General features: G+C 59.1%; 15 protein-coding genes. 9 read left to right on the plus strand and 6 right to left on the minus strand.

The annotated features are described in order from the left end of the window. Positions 1–124: 124 nt before the first annotated feature. Genes ACRQDJ_RS07080 through ACRQDJ_RS07095 form a run of 4 tightly spaced genes read left to right on the plus strand, consistent with a single transcriptional unit; the run spans position 125 to position 5,770 of the window. Positions 125–1,054, plus strand: coding sequence for a carbohydrate ABC transporter permease (locus ACRQDJ_RS07080; protein WP_087070266.1), 930 nt, complete (start codon positions 125–127; stop codon positions 1,052–1,054). A 1-nt stretch (position 1,055) separates the two neighbouring features. Further along, positions 1,056–2,015, plus strand: a complete 960-nt coding sequence (locus tag ACRQDJ_RS07085) for a carbohydrate ABC transporter permease (RefSeq protein WP_087070267.1) — start codon at positions 1,056–1,058, stop codon at positions 2,013–2,015. A 31-nt stretch (positions 2,016–2,046) separates the two neighbouring features. After that, positions 2,047–4,350, plus strand: coding sequence for an alpha-xylosidase (gene yicI, locus ACRQDJ_RS07090; RefSeq protein WP_087070268.1), 2,304 nt, complete (start codon positions 2,047–2,049; stop codon positions 4,348–4,350). A gap of 4 nt (positions 4,351–4,354) precedes the next feature. Next, on the plus strand, positions 4,355–5,770 hold the full coding sequence (locus tag ACRQDJ_RS07095) for a GH1 family beta-glucosidase (RefSeq protein WP_087070269.1): 1,416 nt from the start codon (positions 4,355–4,357) through the stop codon (positions 5,768–5,770). A 140-nt stretch (positions 5,771–5,910) separates the two neighbouring features. On the opposite strand, the gene ACRQDJ_RS07100 is transcribed toward ACRQDJ_RS07095, so the two are convergent. The 4 genes from ACRQDJ_RS07100 to ACRQDJ_RS07115 form a co-directional block, all read right to left on the minus strand. Then, positions 5,911–7,299 carry an AlbA family DNA-binding domain-containing protein gene (locus ACRQDJ_RS07100; protein ID WP_180948675.1) on the minus strand — a complete coding sequence of 463 codons (1,389 nt, stop codon included), beginning with the start codon at positions 7,297–7,299 and terminating at the stop codon, positions 5,911–5,913. Between the two features lie 64 nt (positions 7,300–7,363). Next, on the minus strand, positions 7,364–10,336 hold the full coding sequence (locus tag ACRQDJ_RS07105) for a type III restriction-modification system endonuclease (protein ID WP_087070271.1): 2,973 nt from the start codon (positions 10,334–10,336) through the stop codon (positions 7,364–7,366). Between the two features lie 5 nt (positions 10,337–10,341). After that, on the minus strand, positions 10,342–12,303 hold the full coding sequence (locus tag ACRQDJ_RS07110) for a site-specific DNA-methyltransferase (RefSeq protein ID WP_087070272.1): 1,962 nt from the start codon (positions 12,301–12,303) through the stop codon (positions 10,342–10,344). Between the two features lie 100 nt (positions 12,304–12,403). Then, positions 12,404–12,973: a hypothetical protein gene (locus tag ACRQDJ_RS07115; protein WP_101657656.1), complete on the minus strand. Its 570-nt coding sequence runs from the start codon at positions 12,971–12,973 to the stop codon at positions 12,404–12,406. 9 nt (positions 12,974–12,982) lie between these two features. On the opposite strand from ACRQDJ_RS07115, the gene ACRQDJ_RS07120 reads away from it, so the two are divergent. Then, a complete protein-coding gene (locus ACRQDJ_RS07120; protein ID WP_101657657.1) occupies positions 12,983–13,435 on the plus strand; it encodes a hypothetical protein in 453 nt (150 codons plus the stop codon). Positions 13,436–13,570: 135 nt separating this feature from the next. On the opposite strand, the gene ACRQDJ_RS07125 is transcribed toward ACRQDJ_RS07120, so the two are convergent. Both ACRQDJ_RS07125 and ACRQDJ_RS07130 read right to left on the minus strand, forming a co-directional pair. Continuing rightward, positions 13,571–15,508, minus strand: a complete 1,938-nt coding sequence (locus tag ACRQDJ_RS07125) for a hypothetical protein (protein ID WP_435717927.1) — start codon at positions 15,506–15,508, stop codon at positions 13,571–13,573. 4 nt (positions 15,509–15,512) lie between these two features. After that, positions 15,513–16,352: a Sir2 family NAD-dependent protein deacetylase gene (locus ACRQDJ_RS07130; RefSeq protein ID WP_284904726.1), complete on the minus strand. Its 840-nt coding sequence runs from the start codon at positions 16,350–16,352 to the stop codon at positions 15,513–15,515. Between the two features lie 315 nt (positions 16,353–16,667). Here ACRQDJ_RS07130 and fbaA point away from each other — a divergent pair, with 315 nt between their 5' ends. The 4 genes from fbaA (at position 16,668) to ACRQDJ_RS07150 (ending at position 25,314) form a co-directional block, all read left to right on the plus strand. After that, positions 16,668–17,696, plus strand: a complete 1,029-nt coding sequence (gene fbaA / locus ACRQDJ_RS07135) for a class II fructose-bisphosphate aldolase (RefSeq protein WP_257960156.1) — start codon at positions 16,668–16,670, stop codon at positions 17,694–17,696. A 1,040-nt stretch (positions 17,697–18,736) separates the two neighbouring features. Next, complete coding sequence (locus ACRQDJ_RS07140) at positions 18,737–23,269, plus strand: SdrD B-like domain-containing protein (protein ID WP_284897249.1); 4,533 nt, start codon at positions 18,737–18,739, stop codon at positions 23,267–23,269. A 330-nt stretch (positions 23,270–23,599) separates the two neighbouring features. Then, positions 23,600–24,082, plus strand: coding sequence for a tetratricopeptide repeat protein (locus ACRQDJ_RS07145; protein WP_026428701.1), 483 nt, complete (start codon positions 23,600–23,602; stop codon positions 24,080–24,082). Positions 24,083–24,102: 20 nt separating this feature from the next. Then, positions 24,103–25,314 carry a hypothetical protein gene (locus ACRQDJ_RS07150; RefSeq protein WP_284897247.1) on the plus strand — a complete coding sequence of 404 codons (1,212 nt, stop codon included), beginning with the start codon at positions 24,103–24,105 and terminating at the stop codon, positions 25,312–25,314. Positions 25,315–25,403: the final 89 nt, after the last annotated feature.

The raw sequence follows: 25,403 nt of genomic DNA on the forward strand, positions 1-25,403 counted from the left end.
ACCACCGAGGTGGATAACATTTTCTCCCTCTCGACAAGCACCACTTTTATCAGCCACCATTGGAACACCGGTCCTGGCCGCCACCACAGCTGATCGCAGATCACCCTAGAGGAGTGCGCTTGCCATGAGTACCACACACAAGCATCACATGAAAAAGAAATCCCGCCGCGGGTTTTGGCTCTACCTGATCCCAGGGGGAATCGGATTTACGATCATCATCCTCATCCCCTTCTTTTCAAATCTGTACTACTCGATGACGAAGTGGAAAGGCGGCGCATCGAAAAAACGGTGGGTCGGGTTCGATAACTACGTTTCCCTCATGCAGGATGCCGATTTTTGGATGTCCTTCAAGAACTCAGTAGCGATGATCATCGCGATGGTCATCATCCCTACTCTGATAGGGCTGCTGCTCGCGTCGATTCTCTTCGATTTCGTCGGGAGAAGTTTCAATAGCAAAATCGCATCATTTTTGCGGGCAACGTATTACCTGCCGCAGCTCCTTCCGGTTTCTATTGCTGGAATCGTCTGGAACTGGATCCTCAATGCTGAAACAGGAGCCCTCAATCAGATTCTGAGTGCGATAGGCGTTTCCTCGCCCCCGAACTGGTTGGGGTCAACCAGCACAGCACTGCCATCCGTGATGCTGGTTCTCATCTGGATCCAGATTGGCTACCCCACGGTTATCTTCATGTCAGCGCTGCAACGCGTTGATCCCGAACTCTACGAAGCCGCGGAGCTCGATGGTGCAGGGTGGATGCAGCGGTTCAAGGCCATCACTATTCCGCAGATTAAGCCGGAAACCTTCGTCATCGTTCTTACCTGCACGGTGGCATCGCTCAAGGTATTCGCACCGATTTACGTGCTTACCCGCGGTGGCCCTGAAGGTTCGACACTCGTGCCCTCGTACTATTCCTACCTCAACTTCTTCGACAAATCGAAAGTTGGTTATGGGGCGGCAATCGCAACTGTTCTAACCATCATTATCATCATCGTCGCCGTGGTCATTCAGTACTTCCAAAACCGCGCCGCGAAGAAAGACATGCTGGGGGTGTGACATGTCTAGTGAAACAACCCGCTTGGAAGCACCGGAAACTCCGAACGTTCCGCCCACTTCTCCCACGTCAGTCACGTCAGCAACGGCGACCACGTCAAGTAAACCGCGCCTCGTTCGGGTGAAGAACCGGGACCGTCATCATCGCGGTATCAAACGCTGGATCGTCCTGGCATTCGCGGTCCTATTTGGCTTACTCATGATCGCGCCGTTCCTGCTGATGATTATTAATGCGTTCAAGTCGCCAACGGATTATTCCTCCGGTGGTCCGCTCGCGCTTCCCACCGAGTTGTATACCGACGGTATCGCCGCTTTCTGGGATCGCGTTGAGTTCCCGGAGAAGGTGTGGAATTCGCTGTGGACCTCAGGTCTGGTCGCCTTCTTTGCGGTGATCATCTCGCTTTTCAACGCCTTCGCCATTGGCATCGGGCGGGTCAAGGGGAGTGCGGTCATTGTTGGCCTCTTCCTGCTCGCCAATATGCTGCCGCAGGAAGTGCTTATTTACCCGCTCTTCTCGATGGCGCAGAAAGTCGGCCTGAATGACAATTTGTGGAGCATCGTCATTATCTTCACGATTATCCAATCAGCATTCGGCACGTACCTGCTCGCCTCGGTTCTCGGCACCTTCCCACCTGCACTCCTGGAAGCAGCACAGCTCGATGGCGCCTCCCGCTGGACTATTTTGTGGCGAGTGGTGTTCCCGAATGTACGGCCCACGCTCGGGGTCCTCATGACTTTCTTCTTCATTTGGACGTGGAACGAGTTCTTCATTCCGCTCGTCATGCTGACCTCAAACGCAAACCAAACTGTTCCGATTGCCCTAGCATCACTACAAGGGGATCGTATGCTTGACGTTCCCACCCTCAACGGAGGAGCACTCCTATCGCTGATCCCAACATTTATCTTCTTCCTGATTTTCCAGCGCACACTTTCACGCGGCATTACCGCGGGCGCGCTCAAATAATGTCAGTTCTCGAACTAGATATGAGGTTACTGTGAAATTCACTAACGGTTTCTGGCTTGACCGCAAGGGTTGGACGATTGAACGGGCAAAGCAGATCCGCCAAGTTGCTCCGATCAGCATAGATGATCGGCCCGTACTTGAAGTCTTGGCGCCCATCAAAAATATCACTAGCCGAGGGGACACCCTTAACACAGGTCTTTTCGATATGGCCTTCGAACCAATTGCTCCCGGAGTAATTCGAGTCCGCCAGCATCGGTGGCGGAAAAACACTATTCCTCCCATTCAACCGGAACTCTCTTTCGATCCCACGTACCAGGGCTCTATTGACGAAAACTCTGAGGACTACCGCGTAACTGCGGATAATCTTTCTGTCACGGTTCCTCGCGAAGGCACATGGGATGGCATCCGTGTCTCGCTCAACGGCGAAAACATAACGGAAATGACCACGCGTTCTGTTGGGCTGGCAATCTCCCCAGACCAAGAGCGATATTCCTTCGCGCAATTTGTTCTCCAGCCCGGCGAACGCGTCTACGGATTGGGTGAACGGTTCGGTCATTTCGTGAAGAACGGCCAATCTGTTGACATCTGGAATGAAGACGGCGGCACGTCCTCAGAACAGGCATACAAAAACGTTCCCTTCTATATCTCAACTGCCGGCTACGGAATCCTTGTCCTTAACACCGGCGATGTGTCATTCGAAATCGGATCCGAGGCAGTCTCCCGTATCCAATTCTCGGTCAGCGGCGACGAACTGGAATACCTCATTATTGCCGGTCCCAGCCCGAAGGAGATCCTTGAGCGCTACACCGCGCTGACCGGGCGGCCGCCTAAGGTACCGGCCTGGTCCTACGGGCTGTGGCTAACAACCTCATTCACCACCAGCTACGACGAAGAAACAGTGATGTCCTTTATCGATGGAATGGCCGAGCGCGATATCCCGCTATCGGTTTTCCACTTCGATACCTTCTGGATGCGCGAGTTCCACTGGTGCGATTTCGTCTGGGATCCCGTCACGTTCCCGGATCCGCGCGGCCTTATCCAGCGAATCAAAGACAAGGGCCTCAAGGTCTGCGTCTGGATCAATCCGTATATTGCCCAACGCTCCCGCCTCTGGGAGGAAGGCGCGGAAAACGGCTACCTCGTGAAGCGAAGCGATGGCAGTATCTGGCACACCGACCTGTGGCAGGCAGGTCTATCCCTCGTCGATTTCACGAATCCCAAGGCTGCGCAATGGTACCGGGGGGAGTTGAAGAAACTACTCGATATGGGAGTGGATTGTTTCAAAACGGACTTCGGTGAACGCATTCCCGTGAGCGGTATTGCATGGCATAACGGTGCTGATCCAGTCAGCATGCACAACTACTACGCGCACCTCTACAACCGAACTGTTTTCGATCTCCTCACGGAGGAACGAGGCGAGGGCGAAGCTGTACTCTTCGCGCGTTCGGCAACCGTGGGAGGCCAGGCGATGCCCGTTCACTGGGGTGGCGACTGCGATTCAACCTATGCGTCCATGGGCGAGACCCTCAGGGGTGGGCTTTCCATCGCGATGTCAGGCTTCTCCTTCTGGAGTCACGATATTGGCGGCTTCGAAGGCATGCCAGACGCGGGCCTCTTCAAGCGCTGGCTCGCTTTCGGCCTGCTATCCTCGCACTCGCGATTGCACGGCTCGGGTACCGTCCGCGTCCCGTGGGTTTTCGACGAGGAAGCTGTGGAGGTGACGCGGCGTTTCGTTGATCTGAAGCTACGGCTTATGCCGTACATCGGCCAGGCTGCACGCGAAGCCCACAAAACTGGAACGCCTGTTTTGCGTCCGATGGTTCTTGAATTCCCCGAGGATCCCGCAACCCGCGAAATTGACACCCAGTTCATGCTCGGTTCAGATATTCTCGTCGCTCCGGTTTTCCGGCCGGACGGCAAGGTCACCTACTATCTCCCGGCCGGAAAATGGCGCAGTCTTTTCTCGGGAGACGTCCTCACCGGTTCGCGCTGGGTAACGGAAACCCACGGATACAGCACTCTTCCCGTCATGATTCGAGAAGGTGCCGTGATTCCCTTCGGCAAGAAGACCGATACTCCCGTCTATAACTGGGCCGATGGTGTTACTCTCGATGCCACCTCGCTTTTCGAGGGACAAACATATACCGTCACTATCCCGGCGTCCGATGCGGGAACGGGCGCACCGGATGTCACGTTCACGGTCGCGCACGTTGCCGGCGCTTGTGAAGTAACGACGACGACGCAGGCCGCTTGGAATCTCAAGTACCGGGGCCAAGAGTTCAGCTACGAAGCCGGCACAAGCACAGCAACTATTCGGCTGAGCGAAGGGAGCTAAAGAGATGTCTCAAGAAACCATGCAGTTCCCATCGGATTTTGTGTGGGGGACCGCAACAGCCTCCTATCAAATTGAAGGAGGGGTTCATGAAGGTGGCCGCGGGCCGTCAATCTGGGATACGTTTTCTCACACGCCCGGAAAGATCCATAGCGGTGACACTGGCGATACCGCTTGCGATCACTACCACCGATGGCAGGAAGATATCGGTATTATCGACTGGCTTGGAGTTGGCGCCTATCGTCTTTCTATCGCCTGGCCGCGTATCATGCCCACCGAAATGGGCGGCGTGAATCAGGCTGGTCTTGATTTCTACGGGAAGATTATCGACGCGCTCAACGCGCGAAATATCAAACCTGTTGTCACCCTCTACCATTGGGATCTCCCGCAGTATCTCCAGGATAAGGGCGGCTGGGCATCTCGAGATACCGCCTTCGCTTTCCAGGAGTACGCGCGGGTGCTCGCCCGTGAATTCGCGGGCAGAGTGTCGGTGTGGACTACCCTGAATGAGCCCTGGTGTTCTGCCTACCTCGGGTATGCCGCGGGAGTGCACGCTCCGGGAATTCAGGATCCGCAGCAGGCGATGCAGGCTGTACATCATCTCAACCTGGCACACGGGCTCGCCGCGATGGCGATTCGGGAGGAATGCGGGGCGGATGCGCAGATTTCGGTGACGCTGAATCTCCATGTTGTTCTCCCGGATGATCCGACTAACCCGAGTTCGCACGAGGCCGCTCAGCAGATCCGACTCCTGGGGAATGAGGCTTTCCTCGGGCCCATGCTTGAGGGCACGTATCCTCCAGAGCTAGTGGAGCTCACCTCGCGTGATGTGCGGTGGGATTTTATTCACGACGGCGATCTTGCGCTCATTAACCAGCCGTTGGATGTGCTGGGGGTCAATTACTATAACCCCACTAAGGTGCGGATGGCTCCGGAGGGTGCTGTTCCCGAACGCCATGACGGGCATGATCCTTCCGGGAAGTCGCCGTGGGTGAGCGCTGACCGGGTGGAATTCCTGGAGCTTCCGGGCGAAAAAACGGAGATGGGCTGGCCGATTGACGCGACCGGTCTCACGGAGTTGCTGCTCGAGTTGTCGGAGCGCTATCCGGATCTGCCCTTGATGGTCACGGAAAACGGAATGGCCGATGCTGATCCGAATGAGGTGACCGGGGGCCAGATTGATGACCCGAAGCGCATTTCCTACCTTCGTGACCATATCGCTGCGGTGCATGCGGCGATTGAGCAGGGTGCAGATGTTCGGGGCTACTTCGTGTGGTCGTTATTGGACAATTTCGAGTGGTCCTATGGGTATACCAAGCGATTCGGCATTGTCCACGTCAACTACACGACCCTCGAGCGCACCCCGAAGGCCTCCGCCCACTGGTACCGCAAGCTAATCCAGTCAGGACGAATCCCTGCGTAACGGAGCGACACCCGCCTTACCGGCGCCGGCCCATACCGGCCAAGGGGCAGACTAACGGGCTGGCGTTGGTGAGGAGGCGGTCATACGACGTCACGCACAAGGTCAGCAAACGAAGTGGGCGGGCGCGTCAAAAGGTTCGATTAACTGCGGAAAGCTCCTTGGATGTACTCATCTGCTTCTGGGCTTGGGCTGTTCCACCAGAAGCCAAGTACAGACGAAGCTCTACGGGCAACATCGCAAGCGGAAGCAAAGACCTTACGGCTGAGATCTTCATCGTTCTGGTGTGTCAGTTCGCTACGCACCTTGGGGTTGCGAACGTATTCGTTGGCAAATGATCGGACCCGTGTATCTGAATAGATTGCGCATGCAGGATAGCCTTCAGCTTGCCCGGCATCGGGTACCAGTTCTTGTATTAGCACCTGTATAAAGTCGAACTGGCACAACGAATTCAGTGAAGCGTCATCACGAGGTAAGTCTTCAACTGGTAGCTCTCCTTCGATATCTGGACGCAGCTCAGGTGTATGAGACATGAGCGCCCGGGCGGCATCAATCATCAACCCAGACTGCTCTGGAAAGAGGTTAGCTCTTGAAGCATTTACTTGTGTTTCACGTATCCAAGACCGGTAAGAGTCATCGGTGCCGCCTCGTAACACCATGGGGAGCAGTGTGCTCCAGCGTTTGTAGCGTACCGCTGCTGCCCCGATGAGGTAAAGGAAAACGATGACTTCAAGTTGGCGTTTCGTATCGTTGGATGCACTTTCGCGGATTTCGAATAGTTGATCCACCGCAAATGAGACCAAATCAAGGTTGTTGTACGCCAACGCTTGTACTGCAACAACAGCGATAATGGTCAGTTTCCGATCCTGTTGGGCATCTTCCGATTGGAGGGCTTTACGTAGAAGCTGTTCGACTGGAACCGTATCGGTGGCTGAAAGGTGCGAAGCAACTGCTACGCTCAACGAGCCGTAGCTCATGTCGAGTGACAAAGGGATGCTGAGCGCAGTACCTGAGCTATTGACCTGTAGCTTGGAAAGCTTCTTGATGAGGGTATCTATAGTGCGGTGGGTATCGTCACGTATCTGCTGATCGTGTGCTGAAAGAAGCCGTTCCCAGTGCCCATATCGCAAGGCAACGTTTTGGCTACCTTCACGCAGATACACGTCTCCAGCTCGAAATACCTGGCAATTCTTGCCAAGAGAGTCTGTGTAGTCACCTGACTTGCTCATCGGAATGGGATATGTCGTTCCAGGAGATACGGCGATCAATAGGACTTTACTGCCGTCAATATTGTGGATTTGGGACCGAATATCAATTGGTCCCTCTACATACTTAGACACTCGGTCACGAAGTTTCGCACTGTCATATTGATCCGGGTCAAAGTGCTCCTTCTGAGCTGGAATCGACCCATCATTATTCACTCCAACAATTAGGTGCCCGCCAGGATGCGTGTTCGCTAAGGCAACTATGTCTTTGGCGAATTTTACTCGCCCTTCAGCGTTATCGAGATCGAGGCGGAGCTTGTAGTCCAAGTGCTCATTCTCGCCCTGCAACAGCAGATTGTGAAGCATCTCCAGATCGGTGCGGGGTTCCCATCTATCCAAATTGCACCACCTGATTGATCATCACCGCGATGTCGTCGTTTTTCAGTTGTGGCTCGAAGCGGACCTTAACACCTGCTTCCTGCATAGATTCGAAGAACTTCTTTGCGGCCGTGATCTTGAGTTTTTCGGTTCCGCGCAGATCGTTCTTGTCCTTGACGTCTTTGGTTTCGACGATGAAGTTTAATGTCACGTCGCCGTCTTCAGTGTGTAGCACGTACATGAAGTCCGGGCTTGTGGTTCCGCCGAAATACAGCGGCACCTTGATGGAACGGCGCGGGATCTTACCGAAAACAACTACCTCATTAACTGAGGAGCGTTTGATGTTCTGCTGTTCAAGATCAGAGTCGTATACGAATGCATCGTAAAGATAACGCTCTGGCACCTTTGATTGCGTATCTCTGAACACTCCGACGTTGCCTTGTACGATGGAATCCAGTGGCTGACCGTCTGCGTTGGTCAATGCCGTGGGTCCAGTTATGCCTTCGATCTTTGTATAGGAGAAACGGTTGACGAAGGTGTCTTGCATCCAATTATGGAACTTAGATACGAACTTTGCTAAAGTCGCCTTCGTAAAGAAATCATCCGGCAGTTTCTGATCGGCATTTCTGCGAACAAGACCAGCATGAATTGCCTCTGTGGGCAAGAAAGTCTGCTTATAAGCCGCTTTCAGCCAATCTCCATAGGTGAGTGCATCTTCAATCTTGTAGGTATCTAACGCCTCAGATTGTGTAACCAGTTGTCCTGTTTCATCACGTTGAATACGTTCCTGCCTGACTAGACCTACTTGTTGAGAGTACACGTCCTCTTCGCATCCAAGGACGTAGTCGACACACTCTTGTAGCTCCGTATCTGTGAGTTCTTCAAGGCGTAGGTAGTACTTTTTGTTCACTAGCGTCCAAAGTGATTTGATTTTGGCGAAGTTATCTTTGCGGATATTAACGCGCAACGGTTTCTCAACCACTTTATCGTGCTTTAGCCCAGTATTAAACTCGGGGTACAGTGAAAACAGTTTTTCGGCTTTCCCTTCAATAATATTCTTATCGGTGTCGATTAGGTCCTGGGTTAGGAGCAGTATGAATAATTGTTTTTCTGTTTGTCCGTATTTAGCGGCGATTTGCTCCAAGAGTTTCCCGACGTTACGGGTGTCGGTGGCAGCCTCAGCGTTGATCTCGTTGATTAACCGGTTGGCGAAGTCAGCTTCGGTAAAGTCAATTAAATAGGTCAAGTAGAACTGTTCTCCAGCTATCCGGTTGCCATATTCGTCAACTGGCAGACGCAGCCCGCGACCGACTTCTTGGAGTTTAGAGATCTCAGATCCGGAAGATCGTAGTTTGACGATTTGGAACACGTTGGGATTATCCCACCCCTCGCGTAGCGTCCACTTGGAGAAAATGAACCGCATTGTGTTCCAAGTTCCATCGTGGTTGCGGAATGACAACAGCGATTCTTTATCACGTAAAATCGCATCCACTTCAGCTTGGATAGCCTCATCACTAGAGGAATTATCAGCCGAGAAATAGCCGCCATTCGTCGCTTGAACATCAGCCAAGGATGCCCGCAAGTATTCGACGTATTCGCGAGATAGCGAGTCACTAGGGGATTCAAAACCTGCAAGTCGACGTTTAATCTCCTCAGCCAGCAGTTCCTCGAACTTCAGCCGCAGATGCCCGTCGCGACCCTCTTCACCACGGTAGGAATCAATCGAATCAATGAAGAATAGGCTCAGTGTTTTCACCTTGCGGGCACGCCTGAAATTCTCCCACTCGGCATCAAAATGATTCACAATAGCACGCTCGAGCATCAATGCCTGATAAGTGTCTGAATACACTCCAGAGGTGATGGTGTCCCCGCGCGCGAGGATTTGCCCGTTCGATAACGTGACACCGGACTTAATCGCAGGACTCTCAGTCTTACCAACGCCCTCGACCGTGATGCCGGCGAAATTGCCGTCAACGTTGCCCAGGCTATCGCCAAGGTTCAGCTCAAAAGTCTTCTTCGAATCCTCATCTCTAAATGTGGCCGTCTTGGGTTTAGATGCCGACAGGCTTGTCAGTTTCAACCGCACCGACCTCTCGGCGGGGTTCTGCGGGTACTGCACTGCAACACCCTTAACCAGCTGATCATTGAACGCCTCAATAGAGCCAAGGTTAAATACCAAGTTGTTGTAATCAACCACCCCGCTCTTTTCGGCTTTAGGGAACGTTGCACCAAACCGGATAACCGCTTGAGGGTGAATTTGCTCGATCAGGGTATTCCAGGCTTTATTCTCTTTGCGGAAACGGTGCGGCTCATCAATCAATACAATCGGACGAGTATCGGCCAATGCCTCATACGGCACCGATGCCGAACCGAGGACGGTCTGGTCATAATCCTTGGCCATCGTCGCCTTTGACTGCAACATACCATCAGTCATCAACAAGCAATTAATCCGGTTACGCTGCAACCTGGAAGCAGAAGCAAAGGAGGTCACCGCTGTAGGAAACATCTTGCGGCCTTTAGAACGCTTCTGAGGATTGAGTACCTCTAAAGATAATCTTGTCTGCATCCCATAGATATCGGCGAAATGTTCACGGGCGTAGTCGGACTCGATAAAGTTCCGTGTGCCTTCCTTAATCGGTGTTGAGGGCACCAGAATAATAAACTTGTTGAACCCGAAGCGCTTATGTAATTCGAACATAGCACGCGTATACACGTATGTTTTACCGGTACCAGTCTCCATACGTACATCGACGCCAAGGTAAGCATCCCCCTGCCGGGTGCGCAGGCATTTAGCAATAGCCGGAACACCCTCTAGCTGGCCCTGCTGAATCTCGGCGATATTCTCCGCAATTTTCGGATCGCCAACATCGAAAACAGGGTTCGCCTCATTACGGGACGAATAATCCAGCTCAACACCATCAAACACGTGCCCAAGCGCGGCAATAGCCTGCGTCTGATGCTCAAGAGTCTGCAGACGAATCTTCATTGGCTCTAGAACCTCTCGATTACTTCAACGCTCTGCCCTGATTTGAGCACCGATAGATTCTTCTTCAACTCATGCATCACGCTAAAGGTCACCGAATACGGGAACACCACCACACGGCTCAACTGCAACTCGTTAGTCTCAAGCCGGCGCACTAGCTCCTGCAGATCCTCCGACGTGATTCCGGGATTGATGATGTAAGCCGAATCCTCGCAAACATCTAACACGTAACCCACAAGCTCGACCTTGCGGGGCTTAGCAAGCAGCCCGAAACCGTCCTGGTTCAGCCACGTAGTCAAAACTACTTCTCGACCAGGAGTGCCATCAAGATCAAATTTCGACACATAATCCCCAGCAAGAACTTCTGCCGGATCTGGGGTGAAGGAATCAAGCTCATCCAAAGTCTTTATCTTCGGTGACTCAAGACGCACGAGCTTGAAGCCATAATCAATGTCCGCGTCAGTGTCCTCCTTGATCTTGGCGGCCGCGCGCTTAATCCGCTCACGACCAATCTCATCAATCGTGCGAAAACCATCTCTGTAAGCAACTCGCGAAGCGCTTGAAATCGAGTCCGGTGCTACCAGCTCGGGTATCTGCACAAGAATCCATCGCCGTGTTGAAGAGGTTTCGGCATTAAGACGCAAAGCAGCTTCCGCAGTTGTTGCCGAACCTGAAAAGAAATCTACATAAATCCCGTCAGAGGGCATGAGGGATAGTAGGTATTTGATTAAGTTTAGGGGCTTGGGGTAATCGAAGTATTTTTCTCCTAATACTGAGATCGCATCTGCCGTCCCTCGGGCGGAGCTAACTCCGTCTAGATCACTAACCGAAAGTCCGTCGATTTCAAGTAAATTCTTCGGAGGTACACCTCTGTTTATAGGAGTATCTGTGTTATCTACAAGTAAGTACTGCTTGAAATAAACAGACCAACTTCCATTTCGTTGTTTACACAAAATAAAGCCATTTTTAAGACCCCATTTGACCTTTTCCTGGTTCCATCTCCAGTTCCAATGTTCAATTTTCGTCGTGCTATTTCCAGGCCACAATTCTGTTCCATCAGGCATAGGTATTGGATAGTTCAGAGAATCTGAATAATGATTCCCTGTCATCCGGCGGTCAAGTTTATTTTCCTTGTAAGGGCCCCTGCAAGGGAAATGTTCATCCCTTCTCCTGTACGTATTGGCGTCGGGGGCCACGCCTTTGAATTCTGCATCAGCGGCATTCTTTGCGTAAGTCACGACATATTCAGTGACTGTCTTCAAGTCAGAGCCGGTATTTGATCCAGGAGTTGATTTCCAAATTAGGGTTCCTATTGAGTTTTGCTCGCCAAAGACCTCATCACACAACAGAGTAAGATTAGCCTGTTCGTTTTCATCAATACTGATAAAGATCACACCGTCATCACTCAGAAGCTCCCTGGCTAGCACGAGGCGTGGATATATAAAGGTGAGCCATGCGGAGTGGGATGATTTGCCTTGCATGTCGAGTATGCGTTCGGCTTCGTCTTCACTGATGCCAATTCGTTCGACGAGCTGCTGGGCGGTGAATCCGAAATCGTCGTTGTACACAAATCCGTCAGATCCTGTATTGTACGGCGGGTCGATATAGATGCACTTGACCTTGCCTGCGTACGACTTGACCAGATGTTGGAGGGCGTCGAGGTTGTCGCCGACTATGTAAAGATTCTCGGAGTCTTTGTTCTCGGGTTCGGCATTGTGCTCCAGGTCAGGAACCACGACGGTTTCGGTCTCTAAACCCGCTAGGTATTTCGCGTATGACTTGCCGAGGAATTTCAGCTCGTAGCCTTCGCGTGTGAGGTTCAGGTCTTCTTCTTTGAGCATTTGCTCGAATCTGTCGAGCATGAAGGAGCCTTGCTCATCGAAGTACTCGGGAAAGGCGATTCGCAACCGTTCGATCTGCGCACTGTTAGGCGTGATGGTTTCGTTGTGCTCGCGGGCTTCACGGTTCATCGTAGGTACCCCTTTCGATTCTTAGGTTGAGCATAGTTCTTGCTCAAATTACGGGTGAGGGAACCGTTGCGGCGTGCCCTGTACGTCCTCAGTCTACCCGTCACTCGTGCGGTTTCCCTGCTGGCTCGCTGCTTCTGCTCGGATGCCGCTGGGCCAGGTAGGTGCTGAAGAACACTGCGAAGGCGACGAGCCAGAGCCAGGCCAGGCCGGAGTACCAGTTGAGGCCGCCGAAGAGCGTGATGCGGGGTAGCTCGGTTGCGATGATGAAAGAGATGCCGAAGAAAGCACCGTAGATGGTATCCAAGACATAGCCCCACGGACTTCGCACGCCACGCGCCCGGCGCAGGGCTGCCGCAGCTTTGGTGAGAAGCACGCTCGCCGCCAGGTAAACGAGGGTGGAAGTCCAGAACATCCACATCTCCACCTCCGGATCACCGGTGGCCCAGAACAGGAGTATCGCCGCAGTCAATCCGGCAACGACCACGATGAGCAAAGTAGCACCCTTGCGGTAGCGGTACGCCCTCTCGGCGGATTTCTCGCGGTTCTTGGGTGCGTGTGTGGAATCTACGGATGCGGGCCTGGAGCTTGCGGGTGCTTGCGCAGAATCGGCGGGTGCTTGCGTGGTGTCTGTGTGCTGCTGCGTAGGTTCTTGTGTGACATCCTCGTTCATAGGATAATTATGGCCGATATTCAATGGCGAAGGGAATGGTCTATGGCAGACGCACCGCAGCATCGGCAGCTAAGCAGGAAAGTCCCCATTGGTAAGATCGCAAGCTTTCTGATCATCCTCCTCGTCGGCTTCGGGTTTGCCCTCGCGGTGGTTTTCCTTGCTGGCCGGCATTCCTTCCCGCTATGGAGCTTCGTCGTCGTACTTATTCTTTTTAGCATCGCCAGTTTCTACATGACGCGCGCGGTGGGGCGAACGCCGCGGCGCTTCGGATACCTCCTCGACACCGGCTACGGAATCATTGCCGGGCTGTCCTTCCTGGTGTTTCAGTACGCGTACGAATCGATTCGGTGGCCGTCGTTCCTGCTGGTGGTGTGGATGCTGGTGACCTCGATGGGGTGCAGCGCGTATATCGACAAGCGGCACCCGGCACCGCGGGGTGGTGCGGGTTCAGAAGAGAAGTGACGGTGTGTGAAGACCGGCCCTGACCCACTCGCGAGGCGGATGGGCGGGCCGGTACTGGTGAATAAACTCTAGCAATGCCGCGGCAAAGGCTCAAGACCGCGGACGAAGCTCAAGACCGCGGCTGCTGCTCAAGACCTACTTCGCCCGGAAAGCGTAGTAGGCCGGTTTGGAATCGGGGGTGGAATAGTCGGTGCCGACGAAGCCGTAGCCGGGCACGGCATCGGTTATGGTGGCGGGCACTGACCAGACCGGGGCCTCGCCCTGGTTCCAGTCGAAAGCAAAGGTGGCGTCACGGGAATCCTCACGGTAACCCGTCAACACAATCCCGTTACCGAGCGCCGCAAAATCCAAGCTAGCGCTCGCGAGCGGAATCTCCCGCAGCTGACCCGCCGCCACTACCGTGGTGGTAGATCCGGTCAAGCTAGAAAGATACGTCACCCCGCCCGGCACGCAGGCGGAGATCGCCACCTGATACCGCGCGGCGGAACTCGCCGGCTGCTGCCCGAGCAGTTTCTCCAGATTCTCCCGCAGCTGCGCGTTACTCGCTTGCGGAGCCGGGCAGCTAGCCTCCCGCACCGACACTTCTCCAGGCAACGGTGCCCCGGTGCTCACCTTCCCCTCCAGCGTGATAGCCAGATTGGCCTCCGGGATGAACCAGCCATCCGTGGTTGGCACGACCGAGGCGCTTTCCACATCCTCCGCCTCCACCGAACCAGAACCACGAGTGCGGCCTCCGGAATCGAAAACAGTCCAGTTGACCGTGGTGCTCTCCCGATCAAAAAGCAGCAGCTCCCCGCTCGGCGCCACGTGAAAATTCCCGAGCGAGGCGGGGCGGGTTATTTCGTGCAGCACCGCGCCGTCCGTGGGGGAGAGCCAAGAGAAACGATCCTCGCGGCCCCCAGCTTGGGAGAGCAGCACCCCGGGCGCGAAAGCCTGCGCCTCCGAACTGCTCTGCCAGATCACCGCGCCATCCGCCGCCGCACGCAAAGTGGCAGGAGTGTCCGAAATATATGAGCTGGCGAAGGGATTCCCCCAGTAATTTGGCGTGCACCACATATTCGCGGTGTCACCAGCCTGGGTACACGTGAGCTCCCCAGGCAAGGAATAACGCAGCTGCCCGGTTTCCGTGTCATAAAAGCTCGTGGAATCCGCCTTAGCGTTGTAGCCGCCGAAAACGTGCCCGGCGGGGATAACGAAAGGCCGATCCAGGAAGGCAGGAATGTGTGATTCCGTGCGAACCGCCTGCGTTTCGGCAAGATTCTGCGGAACGGGTGCGTAAGTAGCCAGCGGCTGCGCGCCGGCCTCGGGAACCGCGGCGTTCGCAGCGCCCCCGGCGCCGCCGGAATCTACGCCGCCGGAATCTTCAGCGTTCTGCGCGCTCCCCACCTCGGCCGGCGGATCGCTTACCTCATCTTCCATATCGGCAAGGAAAAACCCGGCCGGGAAGCACACAAAAACAATGATGAGCCACCAGAAGAGGCCGCGGTCCTTCTTTTTCTTCGGCGCCTCGGGCGGCGGCGCGGTATTGACCCGCGCGCCGGTGGTATGCGCCGCGCCGTAGGATCCGGTTGCGCCGGTGGTATGCGCCGCGCCGTAGGATCCGGTTGCGCCGGTGGTATGCGCCGCGCCGTAGGGTCCGGTTGCGCCGCCGGCCTGCTGCGCACCCGCGCTCGCGGGATAGGGGACCGGCGGAACGGTGGGCAGCAGTTGCGCGCTACTCGCATACGCCTGGCGCATCGCCCGCTCATCGCGCGGATGCGGTTTCGTGCGGGTGCCTTGGCGAGTGCGCGAGCGCTCTTTGCCCCGCGAACCCGCGCCACCCCGCGAGCCCGCGCTAACTCGCCCACCCGCGCTACCCCGCGCGCCTTCCTTCGCCCGCGCCACCACCGGCCGGCGCTCGCCTTCCGGCTCCGAGAAAGCCGAGCCGGCACCGGCGCGCGGCGGAGTTTCCGAAAACGCCGAACGGTGCGCGCGGGTTTGCCATTCGGCCAGGTCCTGGGCGCGTTTGCGTTGGCGGCGGCGTTTGAACCAGCCGCGTGCGCCGTCGTCGTCGCTAAAAGCTGAACCACGCATGGACTCACGCTCCTAAAAGATTCGCGGCGCCCGCGAGCACCGTCCCCACGTCCCCCTCCACGCGCAGATCGGCGTAATGATCCGCGGTGGTCGGGCCGATATTAATAATTGCGCACGCCGCGCCGTGCTGGAGCGCCTCGCCCAGCACCCACGAACCGGTCAGCACCGCGAGCGACGTGCCCACCACCAGCGCCACATCGGCCTCGCGCGCCCACGCAAAAGACTGCTCCATCGCATCGCGCGGCAACGCCTCGCCGAAAAATACCACCGCGGGTTTGAGCAGACCGCCGCAGCGCGGGCACGGCGCCACCCGGAACGTGGAGGCCTCCGCCCCGGCGCGGTCCGCGGAAGCCAAAATCGCCACGTGCGCCGGATCGGGATCCTCGGGCCAGCCCGGGTTGAGCGCGTCGAGCTGCGCCGCAATCTCCGCGCGCGGAAACTCCGCCCCGCACTCCACGCATACGACCCGCAAAAAATTCCCGTGCAGTTCCGCGAGCCTGGTGGAACCGGCCTTCTGGTGGAGATTATCGACATTTTGAGTAGCGACGCCATTAATAAGGCCCGCTTTTTCGAAACGCGCCAGTGCCGTGTGGGCGTTATTGGCGACGACGCCGCTCAGCGCGCGCCACGTTTCCTGATTACGTTGCCACACCCAGCGCTGCCATACCGGATCCGAAACGAAGGCGTCGTAATCAATGGAGGGGGCATCGGAGGAGCCGGTGCCGCGGTAATCGGGAATGCCGGATGCCGTGGAGACGCCCGCCCCCGCGATAACTACGGTGGTGCGCCCGGCCATGAGCTCGGCTAGTTCGCGAGCGGCCTCGGTGGTGTCGCTGGTGATCATGGTGACTCTCTCGTGCTGGCTTCGGTGGTTCGGGCGGTGCGGATCCGGTTCCGCGCGGGCGCGTGTGCGTGCACCGGGCCGGCAGCCGCTTCCTCGCTCATCGTATCCCGAATGCGCGGCGGGGTGAATCTTTCGCCTCAGGGCAAAGGTCCGGCCACGGCGGGGTCAAACGTGGGATAATAAAATCTGTTTGAGGAACCCTCAAAGAGTGCCGGTCGCGGCACTCGCACGGAGCCTTCGCCACATCGCGGTGGTTCGCGTGCTCACACAGAAAACCTCTCGGACAGATGGTTCGAGGAACGCCGAATAAAGGAGATCTCAGTGGCTGTTGCAACCCGCGAACAGTACGACGAAATGCTCAACCGCGCCAAGGCAAATAAGTTTGCCTACCCGGCCATCAATGTCACCTCGTCCCAGACGGCCACCGCTGCCCTGCGCGGTTTCGCGGAAGCCGAATCGGATGGCATCATCCAGGTGTCCGTGGGCGGCGCCGAATACCTCTCCGGCTCCACCGTCAAGGATCGCGTGGCCGGTTCCATCGCCCTGGTGGAGTACGTGCGCGCCGTCGCCAAGAACTACGATGTGACCATCGCGCTGCACACCGATCACTGCGCCAAGCAGAACATCGATTCCTGGATCCGCCCGCTTATGGAGCTCGAAGCTGAGCAGCACAAGGCCGGCAAGCAGACCTACTTCAACTCCCACATGTGGGACGGCTCTGCCGTGCCGCTGGATGAGAACCTGGAAATCGCCAAGGAACTGCTGGCGCTCTCCCAGAAGGCCAATACCATTCTCGAAATTGAGATCGGTGTTGTGGGCGGTGAAGAAGATGGCGTCGTTGGCGAAATCAACGAGAAGCTGTACACCACCGCTGAGGACGGCCTCAAGACGGTTGAAGCGCTGGGTCTGGGCGAAAACGGCCGCTACATCACCGCGCTGACCTTCGGGAACGTGCACGGCGTGTACAAGCCCGGCCACGTGAAGCTGCGCCCCGAAATCCTCGGTGAGATCCAGAAGGAAGTCGGTGCCAAGGTTGGCAAGGAATCGCCCTTCGACCTGGTCATGCACGGTGGCTCCGGCTCCACCGCCGAAGAAATCCGCACCGCGGTGGAAAACGGCGTCATCAAGATGAACGTGGACACGGACACCCAGTACGCCTACACCCGCCCGGTGGCCGACTGGATGCTGACCAACTACTCCGGCGTTCTCAAGATCGACGGCGAAGTGGGCAACAAGAAGCAGTACGACCCGCGCTCGTGGGGCAAGGCCGCCGAAGCCGGCATGGCCGCCCGCGTTGTCGAAGCGTGCGAGCGCCTCGGCTCCACCGGCACCCGCATGAAGTAAGGGTGGCGCTTTCGGGCCGCTCGTGAAGCGGGCGTGTTCGTGCGCTGTTCGCGGCTCCGCGCATGAGCCGTAATAGCGGTCATAGCGGTAACAAGGGCCGGTAGTTCATTTTGGGCTGCCGGCCCTTTGTGCTGCACTTCGTGCGTCTTTTCCGATGCTTTCTTTGCTCGCTTTGCCCTCTTTCGCGTTGGAAAGCTTCAGCTTGCGGGGCTGATGGCGATGCGGGTTGCCCGTCATCATGTCGGATCGCAAAGTGGTACTGGAGCTACAGCCAACCCCCGATTTTCTGTCGTGCAGTACCACTTTGCGCGTTCCGCTGTCGTCGAGTACCACTTTGCTGGGCAGTAATAGGTGGATAGTGGCTAGTCCCGGTGGCCCTCGAAACAAAGTGCGCGGGAGAGCACTGTTTCAGAGCGAATTTATGTTCCTTACGCGCACTTGACGGGCACCACGGTTCGAAATGCGCACTTCGCGGGGGTCAATGTCCAGAACGCGCACTTTGCAGCCTTGACGCTTGAGAATGACTCACTCCACCTGTCCCGCGCAGGCCGGGGCGGGTGTGTTTTTCCGGGATGTACTTCGCATGTACGACATCTGCACTACAGCTCTGAAAACACCTACCACCACCGCGGGGACACGTGTGACTATTGAGGTTGATGAGACTTGTGTGACTTGTGGGATTCCCGCCGCCACCACCGCCGCCACCACCACCACCGCCACCACACGTCCGCCACGCCGCGACATCGACGCCCCGCGCCAGCGCCGCGCCGCGACATCGACGCCGCTGCCAACACCCCCGGCACCGCCGCCACCAGCGCATATGGTCATACTCTGAGACAGTTACCTCGGAAGATAAGATTTACCACATAGTTATTTAAGTCGTGCTTGAACACCTTCCAAACGGTTTATAATCGCGGGGCGCCAGGAGTGCCTCGAGTCATCAAGGTGTTTCCGCAGCTGAGCCACGTGTTTGGGGGCGTCTCACCGCGCCGCCGGGGCGTGGAATCCGGTAAAACGGGTAACTAATAAGGGATCTAAGAATGCAAAAATTAAGAACGGGAGCGGCGCGTTCGCGAGCCGCGGCGCACCGGTTGATCACGGGTGCGGTGGCGGCGCTTATTGCCGCCGTCGTCGCGGTGGGCGGAGCGATTCCGCTGACCGCGCCGGCCATGGCCGCGAACGTGCGAGTCACAACGAATGGTGACAACGCCGCAAACACCACCGGCGACAACACCAACGCCACCGGCGAAACCACCGAAAACGCCGAGCGTGCCGCGGAAGCGGCCTCGGCCCGCCTGGAAGTCGCGGTGGCCGAACCTGCCGACCAGAAAGCCAACGGCGTGAAATCCGGCGCGCTGGCCAGCTATGACGTGCAATGGTCCTGCGCCGGCGTGCAAGGTCAATGCGAGAACACCACTCTCAGCGTGACCATCCCCGGCCTGGTCGATTCCATCTCGGATACCGATAACCTCCCTCTCACCCACGTGAGCGCTACCAATTCTTCCCATGACCAATCCGCAGTCCCGGTGCGCGAAGGCGATACCTACACCTGGAACCTGGGCACCGTGCCGGTGGGAACCACCGGCGCCATGCGCGTGCAGGTGCGCCCGGAAAACCTGCGCTGGCCCGAAGGCGAAGCGATCCACCCGAAGGTTGCCGGCGAAACGAACGGCCTGGTAGCCGACCCGGTGGAACTGGCCACCCCGGTTCACGCCACCCCCACCATCGCGGTCCGTAAATTCGCTCCCGAATCCCAGCCGGCCATCGGCGGCCAGTACACCTACACCATTACCGCCGGTTACGAAGGCGCCTTCAATACCAACGAAAACAAATTCCAGGACCCGGGCACCGGCACCCCCGGCCTCATGGGCCTCACCGAGATCCGCCTGGTCGATACCCTGCCCGAAGGTGCGGAATTCGTACGCGCCACCAATGGCGGCACTTACGATCCGGCCACCCGCACCGTCACCTGGGTGGTTCCCGGCGCACCCGTCGTACGCGCCATCGAAGATTACCGCGTCACGGTAGCCTTCCCAGCCGGTACTTTCGCTGAAGGTGCCAGCGCCACCAACAATGTGCAAGCCACCGGCACCCCGCTCGATCCCAAGCACGCGGCCGTCACCGCCACCGATTCCGTGACCCGCCAGCTGCAAAACCTGCGTGCCGAAGGCAATTTCCGCAAAACCTCCAATAAGGCCGTGACCCAGCGCGACGGGGAAGCCAGCTGGGATATTTCCTGGTCGAATACCGGAAATGTGCCGCTGCGCATGCACGTGGCCGATAACCTGCCCTGCCGCTACGTCTCCCCGGAAACTCCCGGCGCCTGCGCCACCCCGGCCCTGCGCAATGTCAAGGCCGGCCTGGTCCGCCCGCTCCGTAAGAATGTCCCGGCCACAGTCACCTACACCACCACGAGTGGGAAGCAGCTGAGCGTCGTCGTCGACCCAACTACCACACGGGATTTTGACCTTCCCGTTCCCGCGGGAGAAGAGATCACCTCCATCGCCCTGGACGTGGACGTAGTCAACGGTGAACGGAGCGATATTACGCTGGAAATCCGCGGAACCGTGGTGGCGGATTTCCCGGCCGATGTGCATAACGGCACCACCGCGCCCGACGGCGCCACCTACAGCTCCGCCCCGCGCTACGAGGTCCCCACGCTGGAGAATCGCGCCGTCGTAACCGCGCAATCTCTCGATTTTGCCGGCAACCCGACCCCGGACCTGCCCGCGAAAATCACCACGCGGGAATCCGCGGCGCAGGTCGCGATTGTGGACGGCTACCCCACCTACGGGGTGTCGAAAACCTCGCACCTGGGCGGCCAGATGGTCGGCAACCTCGATACCAAGCCCGGCGAACTCTTCCAAACCGGCCAGACCTACACCTTCGGGCTGGGCTTCTACACCGGCAAGGGCGCCAAGCTCTACCCGGTGATCATGGACCTGCTCGCCCCCGGCATGGAATACGATCCCAAGCAGCAGATCACCACCTCCGCGAACTGGCCGGCCACCCTCCCGCTCGACAAAATGCGGGTGGAAACCGAGATGAAAACCGTGGACGGTAAACAGCGCCAACTGGTGCGTTTCACCTGGCCGAACGACGACGCTAACGGCGCCGCGGGCACGCCCGGCAGCACAGGCGACTACTTCGCCCCGCCCAGCACCGGGGACCAGAGCCGCTCCAACTCCTCGGAAATGGTGCTCTACTTCGGCGCGAAAATCACCGCGGCCACCGAGCCCGGCGAAAACACCAACGACATGATCCTCGCGGACGCCAAGCGCCCGAACCTGGGCACCGCCGTCGCCCCGAACCAGTGCATCCGCAATTGGTGGGCGCGCACGGACAGCCGCAAACTCACCGATAACCTCGACGGCCTCAACCGCCCCGAAGCGCGCGGCTGCACCACCTCCACGAAGTTCAACGTGGCGGGCTTGCCGGCGCTCGCGGGCAAGAATTACGTGAAGGGCGACGTCGATACCGAGTTCCAAGCCAACCCGAATTACGGGACCGTTTCGCCGGCCTCCAATGCCGAACTCAAGCTGGACCTGGTCAATAACGGCAATGCGGGAGTCTCTGGGGTGGTGGCTTACGATGTGCTGCCCTACCCGGGTGACCACGGCGTGAGCGGCGCCAATACCCCGGAAAACGAGCGCGGCTCCACCTGGCGCCCGCGCCTCAACGGCCCGCTGACCTTCGGGGAAGGTACCCCGCAGCCCACCTCGGTGCTGTACTCCACCTCGATCAACCCGTGCCGCGGCGAAGTTATGGAGCTGGGTGCCGCCCAGGATTCCAGCCCGCAGAATTGTGAGCCGGGCACCTGGAAGACCGCCGAGGAACTGGGCGGGGACTTCTCCCAGGTGCGTGCTTTCCGGGTGGAATTCCCGCAGGATGCCAAGCTCACCCGTGCGGATACCTGGACGATCAACGCCAATGTGACGGCTCCGGCCGCCGCCCGCGGTATCGCCTGGAATAGCTATGCGGTGACCGGTAAGAACGCCGAAACCGGCGCGCCCGTGATGCCGACCGAACCGGCCAAGGTGGGGCTGACCATGCCTTTCGACCTGGACCTCACCAAGGAAAATATTCACGCGAAATCCGCTGATCTCGGCGTGCTGAGCGAGAAGGTGACCGCTGATCCCGCGCATGCCAGCCTGGCCGAGGGCGTGCAGCTCGCCGATATCGAGAAGCAGAACGAAACCGAGCGTTGGGCTACCGGCTCCGTGGTGGAGTACGTGGTGCGCGCCAAGAACGCCGGCCCCGGCTTCGCCACCGGCGTGGAAATCACCGATATGCTCCCCAAGGGCGTCACCTACGTGGGCTACTGGAGCACCAACGGCGGGTACGATGCCGCCACCGGCACCTGGCGCATTAATGACACGGTGACCGAAGTGGTGGATCCGAGCACCGGCGACCCGGTGGAGGGCGCGGACCCGAGCGCCACCGATGATGCCTACCTGCGCTTCACCCACGAACGCGGGATCGCCCCGGGCGGCGAAGAGGTGCTGCACCTGTACGCGGTGATTGATGAAACCGCGCGCTCTCAGCAGGTCTGCAACGAGGCCCTCACCCCGGCCAAGGATCGCCTCGATTCGAAGGGCCAGAAGTTCGCGGGCACGAAGGCGAATGCTTGCCTGACCGTGGGCGTGAACCTGGGGGACCGCATCTTTGAGGATACGAATAACAACGGCGCGGACGATCCGGGCGAGCCGGGCCTGGCGGGCGTCACCGTGAAGGTGTTCCGCCCCGGCGATACGGAACCATTTATTACGACGACGACGGACGCCAGCGGCAAGTACCTTGTGCGCGGCCTGGAACCTGGCACGTACTCGGTTGTGGTTGATCGCGCGACCCTCCCGAAGCGCGAGGGGACCTGGGAAACGACCCACGTCCGGGAAGGCTCGGGCGATAAGGAGAAGGCCAGCTCCGGGGAAATCACCCTGAGCGCCGCCGATGTGCTGGATGCCGATTTCGGCTTCCACTACGTGGCGCCGGTCCCGCCTGTGCCGCCCCAGCCCCCGGTGCCGCCGGAGCCTCCGGTTCCGCCAGCACCCGAGCCGACAACTCCGGAACCGACCACGCCCGCGCCGGCTCCTTCGCCGACGACCACGGCGCCCGCGCCGCAGCCGACCTCGGATCGCGCGCAGCCTGAGCCCGAGCCCTCGCCGACCGTGACGACCCCGGTTCCGCCGGCGCCCGAACCGGAGCCGACCACGCCGGAACCGCCGGCGCCCGTGCCGACGTCGCCTGAGCCCACGGCTCCGGCACCGACAACTCCCGCTCCGGCACCGACAACCGAACCGGCACCGAGCCCGACAAGCACGGCTCCGGCACCGCAACCGGAACCGAGCACCCCGGTGCCCACGGCGAGCACCACGGCGCCCGCGCCCCAGTCCAGCGCAAGCACGGACGGGCCGGCGGCGTCGTCGACCCCGAGTGTGAACCCAACTCCGCCCGCGCAGGCTGGCTCCGGCCCGCGCCTGCCGCACACCGGTGCGGGAGTGCTGGGAGCCGCGGGAGCGGTCCTCGCGCTGCTGGCCGGCGGGGTGCTGGTACTGCGCCGTCGTGGAGAATAGTGGCGGTGTGGCGGTGTGGCGGATAGCGCCACCGGGTGAATAACCGCGGCGGTACATCCGCAGTCGCATAGCGATCAGGCGGGAGGCCGAGCGTGAAAGCGCCCGGCCTCCCGCCTTTCGCGTGCTCGCCCGAGCGTCGGCACGGTGCGCGGCACGGCGCGGCACGCGGCGCGCAGGAACCGCCGCGACGCTTCGCGCACCCACGTCAGGCACACCTTCCCCGAGTTTGTGTTTCCGCTCACAAGTTATAGAATGGTCAGTGGTCCAGGCCACGGCCTCGCGCCGGCGGCCGCTCTCACGTAACCGAACAAGTCAGAAAGAAGCCCGCACATGACGCAAACACCAGTCACTCCCGCGCATCCGGAGCCTGCCGCCCGCGATCCGCACGAGGGCAAGCGTGCGGGCCTTGCCTATTTCAACGATGCCCAGCAGGCTTTCAGCGCCGGCAATATTAAGGACGCCATCGAGCTCTACCGCGCCGCCGCGGATGCTTTCGAGCGTGACCCGGAACTCTACCTGGAGCGCGCCGTCACCAACGGCCAGCTGGGCATTTCCCTCAAAGCCGTGGGGGAGATGGACGAGGCGGCGGACCGGCTCGGCCGCGCAATCTCGCTTTTCCAACAGTTCCCGGAAAACGGCGATGCCGCCGTGAGCATGGGCAATTGCTTCTGGCATATCGGTGAGATCAACGAGGAAGCCGGCGATTTCGACGCCGCCCGCATCTCCTACAACCAGGCGTATTCGGCCTACCGGACTGCGCCGAATACCCAGGAGCTCCAGATCGAAGTCCTCCAAAAACTGCGGTCTATCTAGGCCGGCTCATCCGTCTCGACATGTCTATGCACGCCACCGTTACCGAGCTGCTGCGCGCCGGGCTCGCCGCCCTCGAGCGCCACAATGAAGATGAGGCCCGCGCCCGTTTCGTGGAGGCGCGGGAAACCGAGCGTCGCGCCGCGGGTGGCCGGAGCACCGGCGGCATTCTCGCGAGCGGCGCACTTTCCGGCGCTGACAATTCTGGCGGTGCCCTTTCCGATTCCGCACTTCCCGGCAGTTCCGCGCCTGAATTGTTTGCCCGGGTGAGCGACCCGGATGCTCTGTATTTCGCGGCGCTCGCTACCGGGCAGCTGGGGGAGAACCCCCTCGGCCTCGCGCGCCGCGCCGTGGAGGCGTATCGCGCCGCGCCGCCGTCTTTACGGGCCGCGCGCGCCTGGGAAACCTACGGATATTTTTTGCACGACGCCGCACACGACGCCGCAGCCGCCCAGGCCATGCGGGAGGCGGCTGGCGTGTACGCAGCCCTGGGTGGGCACGAAGCTCAGCAGGCCAATGCGCTGTATAACGCCGGAATCTCCCACGCGGAAGCCGGCGACTTAACCGCTGCTATCGCGGCTTTGGAAGCGGCGTTGCTACCCGCGGGTGCACTGCCGGAGGCGGATCTGGGGCGGGTGGCTATCCGGGCCACCCTCGCCGCGGCGCGCTTGGACGCCGGGCAGTTCGCGGCGGCCGCGCGCGATTACCGAGCGGCGGAGGCGGCCTTCGCGGCGCTCCCCGGCCAGGAATTTAATGCGATTGATTGTGCTTTCGGGCGAGCCCGCGCGGTGCTCGGAAGTGGGGACTACCCGGCCGCCGCGGAGCATTTCGCGGAAGTCGCGGCGCGCGCCACGGAGCTCGCCGGCGGGAAGCCGAGCGCCACCGCCACCGAAGCCGAGCGCGCTGCCTGGGAAGTCGCCGCTATGTCCTGGCATCACGTTGCGGTGGCCCAGGCCAAAAACGGCGCGCCCGCGGAGGGCGTTCCCGCCATGCGTACAGCCGCCGCGATCTACGCGGGGCTGGGCGAGGAGCTCTCCGCTGCCCACTGCCGCGGGCTGCTCGGCGATCTACACGCTGAAGCGCGGGATATGACTGCGGCGCGCACCGCCTGGCAGGCCGCCATCGCGGCGCTCGAAGCCGCTGCGGCACAGGGCGGGGAACTCCCGGCCGGCCCGGCCCGGGACCTGGAAGAATTCCGCCGCAAACTCAGCGCTGCCGGGGGAGCGCTCGCCTAACACTCGGGCAGCTACCGCCCGGTCGCTCGCCTAGCGCACGGCTAGCGGCCAGCCCACCGCCGGGCGGCGCAGCCGTGGCAAAAATGCTG

The organism is Actinotignum urematis (assembly GCF_051264595.1).
GTDB classification, from domain to species: Bacteria; Actinomycetota; Actinomycetes; order Actinomycetales; family Actinomycetaceae; genus Actinotignum; species Actinotignum timonense_A.

What these genes read in the sequence shown, in the direction of transcription:
- ACRQDJ_RS07140 (WP_284897249.1), top strand. Translation starts at nt 18,737, where the DNA reads ATGCAAAAATTAAGAACGGGAGCGGCGCGTTCGCGAGCCGCGGCGCAC.
- ACRQDJ_RS07080 (WP_087070266.1), top strand. Translation starts at nt 125, where the DNA reads ATGAGTACCACACACAAGCATCACATGAAAAAGAAATCCCGCCGCGGG.
- ACRQDJ_RS07130 (WP_284904726.1), bottom strand. Translation starts at nt 16,352, where the DNA reads ATGATCACCAGCGACACCACCGAGGCCGCTCGCGAACTAGCCGAGCTC.
- ACRQDJ_RS07145 (WP_026428701.1), top strand. Translation starts at nt 23,600, where the DNA reads ATGACGCAAACACCAGTCACTCCCGCGCATCCGGAGCCTGCCGCCCGC.
- ACRQDJ_RS07125 (WP_435717927.1), bottom strand. Translation starts at nt 15,508, where the DNA reads ATGCGTGGTTCAGCTTTTAGCGACGACGACGGCGCACGCGGCTGGTTC.
- ACRQDJ_RS07150 (WP_284897247.1), top strand. Translation starts at nt 24,103, where the DNA reads ATGTCTATGCACGCCACCGTTACCGAGCTGCTGCGCGCCGGGCTCGCC.
- ACRQDJ_RS07110 (WP_087070272.1), bottom strand. Translation starts at nt 12,303, where the DNA reads ATGAACCGTGAAGCCCGCGAGCACAACGAAACCATCACGCCTAACAGT.
- ACRQDJ_RS07105 (WP_087070271.1), bottom strand. Translation starts at nt 10,336, where the DNA reads ATGAAGATTCGTCTGCAGACTCTTGAGCATCAGACGCAGGCTATTGCC.
- ACRQDJ_RS07115 (WP_101657656.1), bottom strand. Translation starts at nt 12,973, where the DNA reads ATGAACGAGGATGTCACACAAGAACCTACGCAGCAGCACACAGACACC.
- ACRQDJ_RS07085 (WP_087070267.1), top strand. Translation starts at nt 1,056, where the DNA reads ATGTCTAGTGAAACAACCCGCTTGGAAGCACCGGAAACTCCGAACGTT.
- ACRQDJ_RS07095 (WP_087070269.1), top strand. Translation starts at nt 4,355, where the DNA reads ATGTCTCAAGAAACCATGCAGTTCCCATCGGATTTTGTGTGGGGGACC.
- ACRQDJ_RS07120 (WP_101657657.1), top strand. Translation starts at nt 12,983, where the DNA reads ATGGCCGATATTCAATGGCGAAGGGAATGGTCTATGGCAGACGCACCG.